Here is a 15,672-nt window from a genome sequence, read left to right as displayed (position 1 = left end):
ACGCAATTTGAAGGAGCGACCGATGGCAGACGCCACCACGGCCGCACGGGCCCGTATCGACCGGGCCCTGGCCGAACTGGAACGCAAGATCCTGGCGCTGAAGGCCCGACCGGCTTCGGCGCCGCCGATCGCCGACGACGATCTGTTCGCGCCCCGCAGCGATGCGAACGGGGCGGCGGACGCCGCACGCCTGGCCGAACTGGAGGCTGCGGGGCGCGAGGCGTCTGAAGCCTTGGGCCGGGCGGCCGAGGCCGTGCGAGAGGTGCTGGTCCAGGGCGAACGTCAGGCTCGCGATGAAATCGAAGGCGAGGCCGACTGATGGCGACGGTGACGGTGGAGGTGAACGGTCGCCCCTATGCGGTGGGCTGCGCCGACGGACAGGAGGAGCGGGTCCGCATCCTGGCCAAACAGTTCGACAACCAGGTACGCCAGGTGGCCCAGGACGTCGGCCATGTGGGGGATCTGCGGCTTTTCCTGATGTCGGCCCTGATCCTGGCGGATGAGCTGCATGAGGCCCGACTGAACGGCGGCGGAGCGCCGGCCCCGACGGGCGACCCGGCGCCCACCCGTGACGGCGTCGCTGAGGCGCTGAATGCGGTTGCAGCCCGGATCGAGAAGATCGCCCAATCCATCTGAAGGCGGCTGATCGGATTACGCCGCTTGAGAAGGCGGGGCGCAGGCCCTATCTTGTGCGACGGCGGGTCCTGCTGCGGCTCACGTCGGAGGCAACATTTCCTCGCGACCTTAATTCACTCGAAGGGATCTGTCCCTGTCCGGGCTCGAGGGCCTGGGCATATGGAGCCCACCTGGCTACCCAGGTCGAGAGGATTTAAACCGCTCTTCACGGTTCACGCGGCGCCGCCACCCCTTTCCCCTTCTTCGCCCTGCGCGTGAGACGCGCGCCAGCTGAGCGCACCCATGTTCGACAAGCATGAACTCCGGTCCGCCGCCCGCGCGCGGCGCAAGGCCCTGGCCGGGACCGATCCGACCGCCGCCCAACGCGCCGCCGACCACATCGACGCCCTGCCGCGGGGGGCTGTCGTGGCCCTCTATCGCGCCATGGGGTCCGAGCTGGACACCGGAGCCCTGGCTGTCGCGCTGGAGGCGGCGGGGCGGCGGCTGTGCCTTCCGGTGGTGCTGGAGCGGGACGCGCCCATGGTCTTTCGCGCCTGGTCGCCGGGCGAGCCTTTGGAGCTGGACGCCGCCGGCTGTCCCGCGCCCCTGCCGCTGACGGAGGTGGTGGAGCCGGACCTGATCATTACGCCGCTACTGGCCTTCGACGCGTCCGGGGGCCGGCTGGGGCAGGGCGGCGGCTTCTACGACCGCACCTTTGCGGCCCGGCCCGATGTGATCCGGGTGGGCTTCGCCTATGCGGGGCAGGCGGTGGAGGCGCTGAACCTGGAGGCGCACGACATGCGGCTGCACGGGGTGCTGACCGAGGCGGGGTATCAGGCGTTTTGAGGGATATGCCATTGACATATCCGTGCAGCAAGCCGATAGGGAGGCCATGAGCGCCCCGCTGAAAGCCACGGTCTTCAAGTCCAATCGCTCGCAGGCCGTGCGACTGCCCAAGGCCGTGGCTTTTCCCGATGACGTGAAGGAGCTTCGCGTCATCAAGGAGGGCAAGAGCCTGCGCCTGGTGCCGGTGGATGCGCTGTGGGATGACTTTCTCGACCAGCCCGGCATTTCGGATTGGCCGGATCGCGACCAGCCCGAGATGCAGAAGCGGGAGGACTGGTGAGCACCGGCTATATGCTGGACACCAGCATCTGTATCGAAATCCTGCGGGGCCGCAGCGCTGCGTTGAATGCGCGTCTGAGGTCTGAGCACGAGCCGCTTCATGTATCGACGGTGGTCGTCATGGAACTGGCGGTTGGACCCAGCAAGCTCGCGGACTCTCGTCGCGCCGAACGGCTGGAGTCGTTCCTCGCGCGGCTGGACATTCTTGCTTTCGACGAAGATGCGGCCCGGCATACGGCGGCTATCCGTGCGGATCTGGAGCGTCGCGGTCGCCCCATCGGACCTTATGACTATCAGATTGCGGGTCATGCTCGCAGTCGGGGGCTGACCGTCGTCACCCGCAACACTGGCGAGTTCGAGCGCGTTGCCGGCCTAAGGGTCGAGGACTGGTCGGATGTTGGTAAAGGCGTACACGAATGAGATTGGCGTTTTTCGGCGACGTTATCGGCAAGTCCGGCCGTGACGGGATCAGCGATCATCTTCCGGGCCTGAAGCGCGACCTGAAGCTGGACTTCGTGGTGGTGAACGCCGAGAACGCCGCGGGCGGCTTCGGCATTACCGAGAATACGGCGCGTGAGCTGTTCATGGCGGGCGCCGACTGCCTGACCCTTGGCAATCACTCGTGGGACCAGCGCGAGGCCCTGACCTATATCGTGCGCGAGCCGCGTCTGATCCGGCCGGCCAACTATCCGCGGCTGATGGATGCGCCGGGCGCCGGGGCCAATCTGTTCGAGACCGACACGGGCCGCACCGTCTTGGTGATGAATGTGCTGGGCCGGGTGCATATGGACCCGATGGACGATCCGTTCGGGGCGGTGGAACGCGAGCTGGCGGCGGCGCCCCTGGGGGCCGTGGCCGACGCGGTCATCGTCGACATGCACTGCGAGGCGACCAGCGAGAAGATGGCCATGGGCCATTTCTGCGACGGGCGAGCGTCGCTGGTGGTCGGCACCCATACCCACGTCCCGACCGCCGACTGCCAGATCCTTCCGGGCGGCACGGCCTATCAGACCGACGCCGGCGGCTGCTGCGACTATGACAGCGTCATCGGCAACGAAAAGGAAGAGCCGCTGCGCCGTTTCACCACCCGGATTTCGGGCGGGCGCTATACGCCTGCGTCCGGGCCGGCGACCGTGTGCGGCGTCTTCGTGGAGACCGACGACCGGACGGGGCTGGCGACGCGGATCGAGCCGATCCGGGTCGGCGGACGGTTGAGCCAGGCGGTGCCGGTTTTCTGAGCGCCTCTTCCCATCGTCAGGCCGGCGTCAGGGTGTTCGAACCCGCCTCGACCACCATGATCTGACGGGTCGTCAGCACGCCCGAGCGATCCGACACCTTGTCCAGAACCTTGAACTGGGTGGTCCACAGGGTCGGCGTGGCCTCGCACACCATATAGCCGCGCTGGGAGTTGCGGAACTTCAGCTGGGGATTGACTGCCATAAACCGGTCGTAATCGGCGCCGCGGTCCGAGCCGTTGCCGCCTGAGCTGATCGAGGTCGAGACGAACTCGACCGCGATGGCGGCGCCCTCGGGCTGGCTGCTGTCCAGCCACAGGCCGCCGGCGTAGTTCTGATGCTCGTCCCCGGTCAGGACCACGACATTGTCGATGCGGCGGTCGCGGATGTGGCTCAGCAGCCGGTTGCGCGGCACGCGATAGCCGGCCCAGCTGTCGGTGTTGACCCCCTGGCCGCCGGGGGTGTTGCGGTTCAGGTCCATCATCATGACCTGTTGAGCCAGGGCCTTCCATCGGGCCTTGGACCGGTCGAGGTTGGTCAGCAGCCAAGCTTCCTGAGCGTCGCCCAGAACCTGAGCCGTCGTCGCTTCTATGCCGGGGCAGGCGGCGTTGAAGCGGCCACTGCAGGGCTGGTCCGTGCGATACTGGCGGGTGTCCAGGAAGGCGACGTCCAGCAGATCGCCGTACTGGGCCCGGCGATAGGCCTGCATGCCCGCGCCGCGCGGGAAGGCCGACTTCCGCATCGGCATGAATTCGTAGAAAGCCTGCATGGCGGCGGCGCGACGCAGCAGGAAGACTTCGGGCGGCGTATCGTCCTGATCAATGTCGCCGACCCAGTTGTTGTCCACCTCGTGGTCGTCATAGGTGCAGAACCAGGCGGCCGAGGCGCGCGAGGCCTGAAGGTCGGCGTCCATGGTGTACTGGGAATAGCGGCGGCGATAGTCGTCCAGGCTGTAGACCTCGCCGCCCAGGTGGACGCGGGTGTTGTCCTGCGGACCGGCGCCCGACTGGTAGATGGGATTGCCGCGGCCCTCATAGATGTAGTCGCCGTAGCAGAAGATGAAATCCAGCTCCTCGTCCGCCATCTTGCGGTGAGCGGTGTAATAGCCCTGCTCATAGTCTTGGCAGCCGGCGACGCCGAAGCGGACGGCCGAGACGGAGGCGCCGGCCAGGGGGGCGGTCTTGGCGCGGCCGACGCCGCTGCGCTCGGTCCCGCACTGGAAGCGGTAGAAATAGGGACGGGCGGGCTCCAGCCCCTCGACCTCGACATGGACGGAATGGCCCAGCTCGGGCCGGGCGATCGCCTCGCCGGAACGGACGACGGTGTTGAAACCCCGGTCGGCGGCGACCTCCCACTTCACGGCGACGGGCGCCTTGGGCATGCCGGAACCGTAGGCGAGCGGGTCGGGGGCCAGGCGCGTCCAGATGACGAAGCCGTCCGGGAGCGGGTCGCCCGCCGTCACGCCCAGCCGGAAGGGATTCACATCGAACACGGCCTGGGCCAGGGCGGGGCCGGTCGGCGACAGGGCCAGGCCGCCGCCGAAAGCCGCAAGCATGGAACGGCGGGAAAGAGCGAGGCGGGTCATCAGCGCATCCTGAGTTTTCGTCGCCTTTATCCCTACAATGTGACAGGTCTTCCGACTGCGGGGGGCGTCAGGCCGCGTCTCGGCGTTTCCGGCTTTCGACCAACTGGCGGCGCACCTGGGCCAGTTCAGCGGCGCGCCTTTCGGGCGTGTGGGTCTTGAGCACATAGTGCTGGGCCGCGCGGGCCAGGGCCAGGCGGCGGTTCGGCTCCCGGATCAAGGCGTCCAACGCCGCGACCAGATGCCGGGGGGTCACGGCCTCCAGATAGTGGGCGTGGTCGCCGCTGGCTTCGCGAAGGCCGCCGCGCCCCGATGATATAAGGGCGGCGCCCGCCGCATGGGCTTCCACCGCCGTCAAACCGAAGGGCTCGTCCCAGGTCGAGGGCGTCACGGCGATGGCGGCGGATTTCATCTGTTCGCGAACCTGGTCCAGCGGGGCGGACCGCAGGACGGCGACCCGGGGGCCAAACCGCTGAAGCGGCGTGAGATGCGGGGCGGCCCAGTCCGCGTGCGCGGCCCAGTCGTTCAACATCAGGACCGCGCGCCAGCTCGGGTGGCTGTCCAGCACGGCCGGCAAGGCGGCGCACAGGACGTCCAATCCCTTTTCCGGCATGGCCCGCCCGGCGAAGGCGATGATCGGCTGGCGATCTTCGGGCGGCGCCAGCCAGGCGCCGGCGTCGATGGGATTGGGCACGGCGTGGGCGCGATCGGCCAGCTGCGGATAGGTCCGGGCGAAGGCCGTCCTCTCCGCCTGGCTGACGAAGATGAAGCCGTCCATCCGGCTGTAGCGCAAGGCGTAGCGCCACCGATCAAACCACTGGCGCGCGGGCTTCAACGCATTGTGTCGATAAAGGACATGCACCGCCTGGGGGAAACGCGCCGACACGGCCAGGGCCTGTTTCACCTGCTGATGGTGTTCGATCAGTTCCGGCTGAAGCGCGCGCAGGGCGTCGAACAGACTCTGTTGGGCGTTGCGTCGTGGAAGGGCGATCACGCGGGAGGCGTTGTGGTCCTGGGCGCCCTCCTGGCAGAGAATGCGGGTGTCTGGATCATGATCGCAGCGGGCGAGCGTCCGCACGACCGTCTCCATGGAGTTGGGGCGCGCTTCGGAGAAGAGCGAACCCGGCGGCAGCAGAATGGCGGTTCGCAGCGCGGTCGTCCTGAAGCTGATGGCAAGCTGAACAATGGCGCCCGGTCGGCGACACCCGCGTTCAACGCACAGAGCGGCGAATTCCGTCGCGTGAATTCGTCAGGATCTGCGCGTCCTCAGCCGAAGTCGCATCGGTTCGCGACTGCGCAGGGTGATCTGGTGCACGGGGCGGGGTTCGATCGTCGTGATCGGCTCGACCTCGGCGGCGCGCAGAATGGAGGCCAGGGCGATCACCGCCTCCTGAATGGCGAAGGCGGCGCCGATGCAGACGCGGGGGCCGGCGCTGAAGGGGATGTAGGCGTAGCGGTCGATGGACTTGCGGTTCTGGGGCAGGAAGCGTTCGGGCTTGAAGGCGTCCGGGTCTTCCCACAGCAGGCTGTGGCGTTGCAGGATCCACGGGGAGATGATGACGGTGGCGCCGGCCTTGATCGGCTGGCCGCCGATCTCGTCGTCGGCCAGGGCCTTGCGGGCCATGGTCGGGGCGGGCGGGAACAGGCGCATGGTCTCGTCCAGCACGGCGCGGGTCCAGGGCAGGGCCTCGGCCCATTGCGGATCGGAGACGTCGAAGGCGTCGGCCTCGGCCTGGAGCCGGGCCATGTACTCAGGCTGGCGCGACAGCAGGTGCAGGGTCCAGCCCAGGGCGCGGGCCGTGGTCTCATGCCCCGCCAGAATGAAGGTCAGGATGTTGGCGGCGACTTCTTCGTCAGACAGGCCGGGTCCGCCGTTCTCGTCGCGGGCCAGCAGCAGGGCGCTGAGCAGGTCTTGGGGCGGCATGTCCCCAGCCTCGATGCGGGCGCGGCGGGCCTCGACCAAGCGGGTGACGCGCTGTTCGAAGAAGCGGGCCGAACCGAAACTGGCCAGACGACCCAGACGGGGCGCCCAGTCCGGCGCGCCCAGCACGTCCAGCGGATCGATGCGGGCGCCGTTGGCCAGGAACTGATTCAGGGCGCGTTCGAAGCCGCGGGCCTCGCCGCCCAGTTCGTCGGAGAACATGGTGGCCGACAGGATGTCGAAGGTCAGGCCCGACATCTCACTGTCGATATCCAGCACCCGTCCGCGCTGAGACAGGGACCAGCCGGCGACGCGCGCCTGACAAACCTCCGCCATACGGGCGTTCAGGGTGGTCATCTTTGCGGGGGTGAAAAGCGGCGCCAGGATTCGCCGGACGCGGCGCCAGGCGTCCCCCTCGGTCAGCAGCAGGCCCTCGGCCAGCATGGGACCGAGGACGCGGCGTTGCAGGTCGCCCTTCACATAGCTTGATGCATTTTCTGTCAGGACGTGGCGGACGCCCTCGGGGTGGCTGACCACCAGGATCTCGCCGAAGGCGCTGTTTCCGTAGAGCTGCGGCTCGGTGAAATGCCGCTCCGACCACATGCGGATCGGATCGCGCCAGCTGATCCACAGGAAGGGCAGCAGGGACAGCGGGCCGCCCGTGCGACGGGGCGGAATGGCGGGGCGGAAGACGGCGTCGGCGGCCAGGGTCATGTCCATGCCTCCAGTAAGGCCCTAGACTTGGGGTCCGGTCGAGGCTGAACAAGGGCCGCCGTGCAACAGTGCGTACCGACGTGTAACTGGCTTAGGGCCGATCGCTCAGGCGGCGGTGTTCGGTCGGTGCGTCATGTCCCCGCGACCGGCGATCAGGCCTTCGACGGAGATGTCCTCGTCGATTTCGTCCCAGTGCAGGCCGGCGGGGCTCAGCCAGACGGCGGCGCGCTGCTCGGGGGTGGCGTGGAGCAGGCGGGGGAACCAGGCGAGGGGAACCCCCAGCTGCCGCCCGTCGGACAGATCGACGAACAATCGCTGCTCATCGAACCACACGCGCTCAGGACTAGGGGGTAAAGAAGTCATTCCAACGTTGCTCTATCAGGTCGCGGTTCGCCTCGACGAGGCGAATGAGTTCCCTGATCTCGCGATCACTATACCCGTTTTGAACGCGAGGCGAACGGCTGGGAAAAGCCAGAATTCGGCCTCCTTGCCTGGCTCGGACACATGGATGTGGATGGGCTCGCGCGGCGAGCCCTCGTCCGAATAGAAATGGAACCGTCTTCCACGATTTCGGAAGACGACCGGCATTCGATCAGGCTTCCAGCCAGCCCGGCATCCAGCCTTCGTGCCATTCGCGCAAGTGGGCGACGGGAATGCTGAACAGTTCACCCTTGTCGCCGCGAGAGGCGAAGGCGTCGCCACCGGCGTGGCCGACGACGGAGGCGTGCAGGCCGGCGGCCTGGGCCTTGGCGATCAGGGGGTCGGCGTCGGGGACGGCGACCAGATAACGGGCCTGGTCCTCTCCGAACAGGAAGATGTGGGCGTGGGCGGCGCTGGAGGCGTCGAGCGTCACGCCGACGTCGGAGGCCAGGACTAGGTCGGCGGCGGCGCCGATCAGGCCGCCGTCGGACAGGTCGTGGACCACGGTCAGGTCGCCGGCCTCGATCAGGTCGCGCACGAAGTCGCCGGTCTTCTTTTCCAGCTTCAGGTCGACGGGCGGCGGGGCGCCGTCCTCGCGGCCCAGCACCTCGCGCAGATAGAGGGACGCGCCCAGTTCGCCGACGGTCTGGCCGATCAGGACGAGCGCATCGCCCTCGGCCATGCCGGAGAAGCCCGTCACCACGTCATAGTTGGGCAGCAGGCCCACGGCGCCCACGGTCGGGGTGGGCGGAATGGCGACGCCGTTGGTCTCGTTATAGAGGCTGACATTGCCCGAGACGACGGGGAAGGACAGTTCGCGGCAGGCCTCGGCCATGCCGTCGATGGCGCGGACGATCTGGCCCATGATCTCGGGGCGCTGCGGATTGCCGAAGTTCAGATTGTCGGTGATGGCGATGGGGCGCGAGCCGACGGCGGTCAGGTTGCGCCAAGCCTCGGCCACCGCCTGTTTGCCGCCCTCGTAGGGGTCGTTCTGGACGTAGCGGGGGGTGCAGTCCGAGGTGACGGCCAGGCCCTTGTCGGTGCCGTGGACGCGGACCACGCCGGCGTCGGCGCCGGTGGCCGAGTCCTGAAGCGTGTCGGCCATGACGTGGCGGTCGTACTGTTCCCAGATCCAGCGCTTGGAGGCCATGTCGGGGCAGGCGACGACCTTCATCACCGCATCGGCCCAGTTGTCGGGCGCGGGGATATCGGCGTGGTTCAGCTTCGGCTGCAGCGCGGGCTGGACCCAGGGGCGGTCGTACAGGGGGGCGTCGTCGAACAGGGGGGCGAGCGGCACGTCGCAGACCGTCTCGCCGTGATGCTTCAGCACCAGTCGGCCGGTGTCGGTGGTGAACCCGATCACCGCGGCGTCCAGGCCCCACTTCTGGAAGATGCGATAGCCGTCTTCCTCGCGGCCGGGCTTCAGGACCGCCAGCATGCGCTCCTGACTTTCCGACAGCATCATCTCATAGGCGGTCATGCCCTCTTCGCGCTGGGGCACGGCGTCCATGTTCAGCTCGATGCCGACACCGCCCTTGCCGGCCATCTCGACCGAGGAGGAGGTCAGGCCGGCCGCGCCCATGTCCTGGATGGCGGCGACGGCGCCCGAGGCCATCAGTTCGAGGGTCGCCTCGATCAGCAGCTTTTCGGCGAAGGGATCGCCGACCTGGACGGTAGGGCGTTTCGATTCCGACTCATCGTCGAACTCGGCCGAGGACATGGTGGCGCCGTGGATGCCGTCGCGGCCGGTCTTGGAGCCGAAATAGACCACCGACAGGCCCGCCGAGGGGGCGGCCGAATAGAAGATGCTGTCGGCCTTGGCCAGGCCGACGCACATGGCGTTGACCAGGATGTTGCCGTTGTAGCCGGCGTGGAAGTTGGTCTCGCCCGCCACGGTCGGCACGCCGACGCAGTTGCCGTAGCCGCCGATGCCGGAGACCACGCCCTTGACCAGGCGTTTGGTCTTTTCATGCGACGGATCGCCGAAGCGCAGGGCGTTCAGCAGGGCCACCGGCCGGGCGCCCATGGTGAAGACGTCGCGCATGATGCCGCCCACGCCCGTCGCCGCGCCCTGATAGGGTTCGATATAGGAGGGGTGGTTGTGGCTCTCCATCTTGAAGATGCAGGCGTCGCCGTCGTCGATGTCGATCACGCCCGCGTTCTCGCCCGGACCGCAGATGACGCGTTCGCCGGTGGTGGGGAACTTGCCCAGGTGGATCTTGGAGGACTTGTAGGAGCAGTGCTCGGACCACATGACCGAGAAGACGCCCAGTTCCACCTGATTGGGCTCGCGGCCCAGCCGGTCGAGGACGACCTGATATTCGTTCGGGGCCAGGCCGTATTCGGCGGCCAGTTCGGCCATGGTCTTTTGAGGAGCGTTCATGGGCGGCGCTTCTAGCGGGTGAAGGGCCGATAGGCTACATTCTAGACAGCATTTTGGGAGTTCTAGAATGGGCCTCAGCATCAAGCGCGCCGAGACGGAGCGTAAGGCCCGCGCCGTCGCCGAGCGCCTGGGCGTCAGCCTGACCGAGGCGATCGACATCGCCCTGGACAAGACCTGGCGGGAACTGACCGCCGACGAGGCGGCGGCGGAGCGGGCGACGAAGCGCGAGGCGCTGTTCACCTATCTGCGGACCTTGCCGCCTGGCGATGGCCGGTCTCTTCGGGAAATCGACGACGAAATGTACGACGAGCACGGGCTTCCGCGCTGATGGTCATCGACACCTCGGTGTTCGTCGCCATCGTGCTGGGCGAGCCGGAAGCTCCTGATTTCGACGACCGAATTCGGGCTGCGGAAACTCGTATGGTCAGTGTCGCGACCTGGGTCGAGTTGACTGCTGTGCTCAGCGCGCGGCTTGGAATGGACGCGCGGCCTGTGGCGGCCCGGCTGCACGCCGACTATGGGCTGGATCTGGTTCCGGTCGACCTGGCGCAGATGCGGATCGCGTGCGAAGCCATGGTGCGGTTCGGCAAAGGGCGGCATCTGGCGCGGCTGAACTATGGCGACTGTTTCGCCTATGCGCTGAGCCGCAGCACGGGCGAACCCTTGCTGTTCAAGGGAGAGGACTTCGGCAGGACCGATGTCGCGGCCGTGATCTGAGCCAGGGAAGGACGGACGGAACGGGTCGGGCGCCGCGCCATTGTCTCCTGGCGACAAAGGAGCATCCGCATGACCGACACCCCGATAGACCCCGCCGCCACACCTGAAGACGACGACCGGGCCGAGATCGCCGCCGACGACGCCGGCGCCTCCGCCATGGCCGAAGAGGCCCAGAACCAGGCCGCTGAAGAGACCGAGGAAGACGGAGAGGGCATCTGATGGCATCCCACGATCTGACCAAGCCCAGCCCCGCCGAGCACCAGCAGATGGACCGGTCCAACGATCCAGAAACGACGCGGGAGATGGACGCGGCGGCGCCGGAGGCGGCCCTGGCCAGCCGCCGCCAGCGGATGACCGGAGAGGCGACCGGTGTCGGCAGCGTCGGCTATGACGAGGACGGCGCCTTTGACGTGGGGGCGGGCAAGCCCGTCTCGCCCACGCCCTAGGCGGCGCGTTCGATCCCCGGCTTGAGGCGGAAGACCAGGAGAACGCCGCCGATCAGCAGGATCACGGCGCCGGCCAGGGCCGTGAAGGCCACCGCCGGCTTTTCCGCCTGTTCCGCGACGAAGGCGCCCAGCAGGCCCCAGGCCGTCGGAAGGGGATAGGCCAGGGTCCGCAGCGCCGCCGTCACCGCCAGGGCGACCCCCGTCGTGGCGACGATGGCCAGCACCGCCCATCCCGTCGGCGACAGTGCGGCGGGCAGGGCGTCGAAGGCGGTCACGGTAGTGATCAGGTTCAGCGGCGCCGCCACCGTCAGCCAGCCGGCCAGGGCGGCGAGGGGCCAGACCAGCAGCAGCCGGTCGCGATCAAATCGGGCGAGCCGCCGCACCTCGCCCGACAGGGCCAGCAACGGCGCCAAGAGGGCGATCAAGGTGGCGAAGATGATGATGACGCTGGCCGCCTTCAGATTCAGGGCCGCCACGACGATCCAGAGACCCAGGCCGAAGAAGGCCACGGCCGAGGGCCAGCCCATCCGGTTGATCAGGACGCTCTCGCCCGTCTGGGGCAGCACCTGACGCACGGCATAGGCCAGAAGCCCCAGATAGATCAGGCCCCAGATCGAAAAGGCGTAGCCGGCGACCCGCAAGGTCTGGTTCCCGTCAGCGGCGAACTCGGCCTGGGTCAGACCGAGCCCGGCCAGGTTCTGAACCAGGGGGACGACCACGGCGAAGACGGCGGCGGCCAGGACCACCAGGCGACGGGTGCGCTGAGCGGGCGTGGGGCGAAGGATCGAAGACATGGGGGTTCCACTTCACGGTTCAGCGCTCTGTACGCCCCACGGGGACGGAAGGTTCACCGGCCTGGGTTGAAAATGTGAAGCTTGCGGCGGAGCGACGGCCCATGCTGGTGTCGGCGGATGATCCGTTTCCGCCTTTTCGCCTGCGCTGGTTTGGCCGTTCTGTTTCTCGGGGCGTGGGGCAGCGATCCGGCCCTGGGCCAGACGCAGACCCAGGCCCAGGCCCAGACCGCGCCCGCGCCCGCGCTGGTTCTGAACGCCTCGGCCGAGGCGGCCTGGGCCGAGGTGCGCGCGGCCCTGACGCCGTCGCAGCAGGCCCTGGCCGTGCGGCGCTTCATGGCGGCCCTGGCGAACGCCAACGGGCGACCGGTCGTCCCGCCGATGGACGCGCGCGAGATCGCCTCCGGCCAGGCGGCGGCGGCGGACGATCCCGCCCTGTTGCAAAGGCCCCAGGCCTATGAGGCGACCTTGAGCGTGGGCGGGCGGTTCCTGACCTTCCGGCCCCTGTCCCGCGCCAGTCTGGAGCCCTTGACGCGACGGGGCGCGCCCTAAAACACTGTCCGATGTGTCCGATGTGTCCGATGTGTCCGATGTGTCCGATGTGTCCGATGTGTCCGGAACCGGCGCCGACTCCGACAAAGACCCCCTGAAACATACGCTCGCTTGCCGCAGCGGCGGGTCGTTTGGGTTGGGGCTTCGGCAAGCCGTTGAAGCGCCGAGGGTTCCATCTGAGAATTGCGCCGCCGTCAGGAACCGGCGGCCGTGCGGCCGGTTGTCAGTCCAGTTCCAACTGGAGAGGCGACATGGCCGATCAGACCGAAACCCCGCATTTCGAAACCGATGAAGTCGCCGCCAACCGCGCCATCGAAAACGGTCAGGGCGTCGGCGCCCGCGAACTGGCCGCCCAGCGCGACCCAGGCGGCGTCAACACCGCCGATGAAGACCCCGAACTCGAGAACGGCGTGTCGGTGATCGAGGACGGCGACGATGCTTTGGATGAGAACCTGGCGGTTCAGGGCGTGGACGACGCGGGCTGATCCCCTTCGCCGACGATGAAGGGGGGGCGCGGGCGCCGCCCTCTCTCACGCCAGTCCGAACTCGACCCACAGCGGATAGTGGTCGCTGATCCGCCAGGACAGCTGGGTGCGGTTCAGGTGGGGTAGGACCACGCCCTGGAAGTTCAGGCCGCCGGCCTTCCGGAACTTCAGCGACAGATAGGGTTTGCCGTCATTACGCCGCTCGAACCAGGCGATCTGGTCGAAGAAGCTGGAAAGGTCGGGGTGTTCGACAGACGAGCTGAGGGTTCGCGGCACCTTTTCCAGACCGGGCGCGGTGACCAGGCCGGTCGAGGTGAAGGCCTGCCACAGCGGATCGCCGTGACGGTCGATGTTGAAGTCGCCCATACAGATCAGGTTCTGGCCGTAGTCGTCCATCGACTCGGCCCAGTGGCGCAGCCATTTGGCGATAGCGGTCAGTTCGGCGACGCGGTCCGCGCCCTTTTCGCCATAGACGATGTGCAGGGTGACGAGAACGAAGGTCTTGCCGGAGGCGTTGAAGCTGACGGCATAGGGGGTGCGGACGAACTGCCGCTGAAAGGCGTTGGCGGGGGTGGCGTAGGGGGTGTCCAGATCCTCGGGCACCACCAGTTCGCAGGCCAGACCGGAGGGTTTCAGCCGCCGAGCGTCGTAGATATAGGCCAGGCGCTCGTCATTGCCGGGATCGCCGTAGGTGACGTCGGTCATCAGGAAGCCGAAGTCGGGCCCCAGCTTCTTGAGCACATGGCGCAGGGCGCGCAGATTGGCCTTCACCTCCTGCACCGCGACGACGTCGAACCGTTCGAGCACCGCAGCGATCAGGACGGCGGCGTGGAAGTCGCGGCGGGGGCTGTCGCCGTCCTCGCTTTCCCATTTTTCGGTCAGGCTGCCGAAGGCGCGGATGTTCCAGGTGGCGATCAGCAGATTGTCGCCGGCCGTCTTGGGCGGCACGGCGTCCAGCAGGGCGTTCAGCCGCTGGAGGTCGTCCAACACCGCCTGGGGCGGTGGATCGAGAATAGTCGCCATGATCGCCCCCGAGACGCTGATGCATCTTCAGGTTAGCGAAGAACGCGATCATCGCGCGTCACAAGCGCGAGAGAACCTTGGTTCTTCTAAGCCCCAGCCCTCAAAGGGGGGCTGGCGACCGTGAGTCCTAATCCATCCTGAAGTTGATGGAGAAGACGATTATCCCGTCTTCCAGGCGCCGGCCTGCGGCTGCCGCCTCGTCATTGAGGCGGAGCCGCGCCCGATCCACCGAGCGCAAGGCTTCTCGCCCCAGGCCGTAACCTCGCGGCCATTCGCTTTCGATTTGGCAGTTCACCAGCCGACCGTCGTTTTCAGCGCCGCAGGACAGGACGGCGTAACCTTCCGTCGGCGATCGGCCGCCGACAGGGGCCGGGAACCGGGGTCTGGGAACGATTTCCCATCGCGCGAGCGCAGGAAGCGTTTCTCGCCCGTCGCCCTCCGTGTCCTTGTCGCGGGGATCGATCAGAGGCCGACCGCAGGCGGTCAAGGTCTGCTCAAGGGCGGTGCTGGACGGGTTGAGGGCCATGATGAAGCGGTAGCGTCGGTGGTCGGGGCCTTGGGCGACGATCTGGAGCTCGCCGCCTTCCGCCAATTGGCGCGCCACCATGGCCGGCAGACGGCTGAAAGCCGTCGTGCGATCCTCTCCCACGGTCCAGACGGTGGTTTTAAGAGCCGCATCTTCTCCGACCGAAAGCCCAAGATCGCGCGTCGTGGCGCGTGCGGGGGCCTCGGGCAGGCCGGTGATGAAAAGGTCGTAGGCCCCGTCGATGCATCGGGCGACCAGGGTGACGCCCGAAGTGAATTCAGCAAGGGCCAGGGTGGCCTTTCGCTCGGGAATGGAGGTCAACACCCAGTCTTCTTGGGGCGGCGGCGCGTCCTGCGCCTTCGCGGAGACGGCGCCGGCCAAGAGGGCGGAAACGGCGAGGGCGGGGAGGAGGGCTTTCATAACCCCACTCCGCCTCAACGCATGATTGCCGTCAAGCCGCCGCGTAGATGCTCTGAAACAGAACCGCGCCGTCGGCGGAGCCCAGTTCGGCCTCAAAGGCGCGGTCGGGGTGGGGCATCATGCCGAGCACATTGCCGCGCGCATTCTGGATGCCGGCGATGTCGTTGACCGAGCCGTTGGGGTTGTCGACGTAGCGGAAGACCACCTGGCCCTCGCCCTCGATCCGGGCCAGGGTCTCGGCGTCGGCGAAGAAGTTTCCGTCGCCGTTGCCCTGGGTCATGATCACTTCGCGCTGGCCCTGATAGCCGGCGGTGAACCGGGTCTGGCCGTTGGCGACGGTCAGGCTGATGGGTTTGCAGACGTATTTCAGGCCCTTGTTGCGCAAGAGGGCGCCGGGCAGCAGGCCGGCCTCGCACAGGATCTGGAAGCCGTTGCAGATGCCGACCACGGCCACGCCGTCGTCCGCCGCCTTCTTGACCGCCTGCATCACCGGCGACTCGGCCGCCATGGCGCCGCAGCGCAGATAGTCGCCGTAGGAGAAGCCGCCGGGAATGACGATCAGGTCCAGGCCCTGCGGCAGTTCCGTCTCGGCGTGCCAGACCATCTGGACGGCCTCGCCGGTGGAGCGTTCGACGGCGACCTTGCAGTCGCGATCACAGTTGGAACCGGGGAAGACGATGACGGCTGCGCTCATGGCGCGGGCCTCTAGCACCGTTT

The 15,672-nt window shown here is 67.6% G+C and carries 22 protein-coding genes and 1 other RNA gene; 13 read left to right on the top strand and 10 right to left on the bottom strand.

Annotated features, from left to right (window positions below):
• Positions 1-22 precede the first annotated feature (22 nt).
• The 7 genes from GGQ93_RS01885 (at position 23) to GGQ93_RS01855 (ending at position 2,978) form a co-directional block, all read left to right on the top strand.
• Complete coding sequence (locus tag GGQ93_RS01885; RefSeq protein ID WP_054766424.1) at positions 23-319, top strand: hypothetical protein; 297 nt, start codon at positions 23-25, stop codon at positions 317-319.
• On the top strand, positions 319-636 hold the full coding sequence (locus GGQ93_RS01880) for a cell division protein ZapA (protein ID WP_054766423.1): 318 nt from the start codon (positions 319-321) through the stop codon (positions 634-636). Before GGQ93_RS01885 ends, GGQ93_RS01880 begins: the two co-directional genes overlap by 1 nt.
• A 65-nt stretch (positions 637-701) precedes the next feature.
• Positions 702-863: non-coding RNA, 6S RNA (ssrS, locus tag GGQ93_RS01875), on the top strand.
• Positions 864-918: 55 nt separating this feature from the next.
• Positions 919-1,461: a 5-formyltetrahydrofolate cyclo-ligase gene (locus GGQ93_RS01870; protein WP_183214934.1), complete on the top strand. Its 543-nt coding sequence runs from the start codon at positions 919-921 to the stop codon at positions 1,459-1,461.
• A 46-nt stretch (positions 1,462-1,507) separates the two neighbouring features.
• The gene (gene vapB / locus GGQ93_RS01865) at positions 1,508-1,741 is read left to right on the top strand and encodes a type II toxin-antitoxin system VapB family antitoxin (RefSeq protein ID WP_221205100.1); all 234 of its coding nucleotides are present in this window, start codon (positions 1,508-1,510) and stop codon (positions 1,739-1,741) included.
• A complete protein-coding gene (locus GGQ93_RS01860) occupies positions 1,738-2,160 on the top strand; it encodes a type II toxin-antitoxin system VapC family toxin (RefSeq protein ID WP_224764391.1) in 423 nt (140 codons plus the stop codon). Before vapB ends, GGQ93_RS01860 begins: the two co-directional genes overlap by 4 nt.
• A complete protein-coding gene (locus tag GGQ93_RS01855; protein ID WP_183214933.1) occupies positions 2,157-2,978 on the top strand; it encodes a TIGR00282 family metallophosphoesterase in 822 nt (273 codons plus the stop codon). The genes GGQ93_RS01860 and GGQ93_RS01855 overlap by 4 nt, the downstream gene beginning before the upstream one ends.
• Before the next feature lie 16 nt (positions 2,979-2,994).
• On the opposite strand, the gene GGQ93_RS01850 is transcribed toward GGQ93_RS01855, so the two are convergent.
• From GGQ93_RS01850 to purL, 6 genes are all read right to left on the bottom strand, one after another.
• Entirely contained in the window at positions 2,995-4,560 is a 1,566-nt protein-coding gene (locus GGQ93_RS01850) for an alkaline phosphatase D family protein (protein WP_183214932.1), read from the bottom strand.
• Between the two features lie 67 nt (positions 4,561-4,627).
• Positions 4,628-5,635, bottom strand: a complete 1,008-nt coding sequence (locus tag GGQ93_RS01845; protein WP_224764392.1) for a glycosyltransferase family 4 protein — start codon at positions 5,633-5,635, stop codon at positions 4,628-4,630.
• A gap of 171 nt (positions 5,636-5,806) precedes the next feature.
• Positions 5,807-7,192 carry a cytochrome P450 gene (locus GGQ93_RS01840; RefSeq protein WP_224764393.1) on the bottom strand — a complete coding sequence of 462 codons (1,386 nt, stop codon included), beginning with the start codon at positions 7,190-7,192 and terminating at the stop codon, positions 5,807-5,809.
• 105 nt (positions 7,193-7,297) lie between these two features.
• Positions 7,298-7,555, bottom strand: coding sequence for a DUF2442 domain-containing protein (locus GGQ93_RS01835; protein ID WP_183214929.1), 258 nt, complete (start codon positions 7,553-7,555; stop codon positions 7,298-7,300).
• Positions 7,556-7,570: 15 nt separating this feature from the next.
• Entirely contained in the window at positions 7,571-7,780 is a 210-nt protein-coding gene (locus GGQ93_RS16460; protein WP_224764394.1) for a DUF4160 domain-containing protein, read from the bottom strand.
• Between the two features lie 4 nt (positions 7,781-7,784).
• Positions 7,785-9,995: a phosphoribosylformylglycinamidine synthase subunit PurL gene (gene purL, locus GGQ93_RS01825; protein WP_183214928.1), complete on the bottom strand. Its 2,211-nt coding sequence runs from the start codon at positions 9,993-9,995 to the stop codon at positions 7,785-7,787.
• Between the two features lie 67 nt (positions 9,996-10,062).
• Between purL and GGQ93_RS01820 the strand changes: the two genes are divergently transcribed.
• From GGQ93_RS01820 to GGQ93_RS01805, 4 genes are all read left to right on the top strand, one after another.
• Positions 10,063-10,323, top strand: coding sequence for a type II toxin-antitoxin system VapB family antitoxin (locus GGQ93_RS01820; RefSeq protein ID WP_183214927.1), 261 nt, complete (start codon positions 10,063-10,065; stop codon positions 10,321-10,323).
• The gene (locus tag GGQ93_RS01815; RefSeq protein ID WP_183214926.1) at positions 10,323-10,712 is read left to right on the top strand and encodes a type II toxin-antitoxin system VapC family toxin; all 390 of its coding nucleotides are present in this window, start codon (positions 10,323-10,325) and stop codon (positions 10,710-10,712) included. Before GGQ93_RS01820 ends, GGQ93_RS01815 begins: the two co-directional genes overlap by 1 nt.
• A 69-nt stretch (positions 10,713-10,781) precedes the next feature.
• A complete protein-coding gene (locus GGQ93_RS01810) occupies positions 10,782-10,931 on the top strand; it encodes a hypothetical protein (protein WP_183214925.1) in 150 nt (49 codons plus the stop codon).
• On the top strand, positions 10,931-11,158 hold the full coding sequence (locus GGQ93_RS01805; protein ID WP_183214924.1) for a Tat pathway signal protein: 228 nt from the start codon (positions 10,931-10,933) through the stop codon (positions 11,156-11,158). The genes GGQ93_RS01810 and GGQ93_RS01805 overlap by 1 nt, the downstream gene beginning before the upstream one ends.
• Here GGQ93_RS01805 and GGQ93_RS01800 read toward each other — a convergent pair.
• Positions 11,155-11,952 carry a TspO-related membrane protein gene (locus GGQ93_RS01800; RefSeq protein ID WP_183214923.1) on the bottom strand — a complete coding sequence of 266 codons (798 nt, stop codon included), beginning with the start codon at positions 11,950-11,952 and terminating at the stop codon, positions 11,155-11,157. The genes GGQ93_RS01805 and GGQ93_RS01800 overlap by 4 nt on opposite strands.
• A gap of 117 nt (positions 11,953-12,069) precedes the next feature.
• Here GGQ93_RS01800 and GGQ93_RS01795 point away from each other — a divergent pair, with 117 nt between their 5' ends.
• Together GGQ93_RS01795 and GGQ93_RS01790 are read left to right on the top strand one after the other, a co-directional pair.
• Positions 12,070-12,501, top strand: a complete 432-nt coding sequence (locus GGQ93_RS01795) for a hypothetical protein (RefSeq protein ID WP_183214922.1) — start codon at positions 12,070-12,072, stop codon at positions 12,499-12,501.
• A gap of 251 nt (positions 12,502-12,752) precedes the next feature.
• Positions 12,753-12,986, top strand: coding sequence for a hypothetical protein (locus GGQ93_RS01790; protein ID WP_183215289.1), 234 nt, complete (start codon positions 12,753-12,755; stop codon positions 12,984-12,986).
• Positions 12,987-13,031: 45 nt separating this feature from the next.
• Here GGQ93_RS01790 and GGQ93_RS01785 read toward each other — a convergent pair whose 3' ends face one another.
• From GGQ93_RS01785 to purQ, 3 genes are all read right to left on the bottom strand, one after another.
• Positions 13,032-14,009 (bottom strand): endonuclease/exonuclease/phosphatase family protein, encoded by a 978-nt coding sequence (locus GGQ93_RS01785; RefSeq protein WP_183214921.1) that lies wholly within the window; start codon positions 14,007-14,009, stop codon positions 13,032-13,034.
• 127 nt (positions 14,010-14,136) lie between these two features.
• Positions 14,137-14,955, bottom strand: coding sequence for an energy transducer TonB (locus tag GGQ93_RS01780; RefSeq protein ID WP_224764395.1), 819 nt, complete (start codon positions 14,953-14,955; stop codon positions 14,137-14,139).
• A gap of 31 nt (positions 14,956-14,986) precedes the next feature.
• On the bottom strand, positions 14,987-15,649 hold the full coding sequence (purQ, locus tag GGQ93_RS01775) for a phosphoribosylformylglycinamidine synthase subunit PurQ (protein WP_183214920.1): 663 nt from the start codon (positions 15,647-15,649) through the stop codon (positions 14,987-14,989).
• Positions 15,650-15,672 lie beyond the last annotated feature (23 nt).

This window comes from Brevundimonas aurantiaca, assembly GCF_014199955.1.
Lineage (GTDB): Bacteria > Pseudomonadota > Alphaproteobacteria > Caulobacterales > Caulobacteraceae > Brevundimonas > Brevundimonas aurantiaca.
This window is presented reverse-complemented; position numbering and strand designations above follow the sequence as displayed.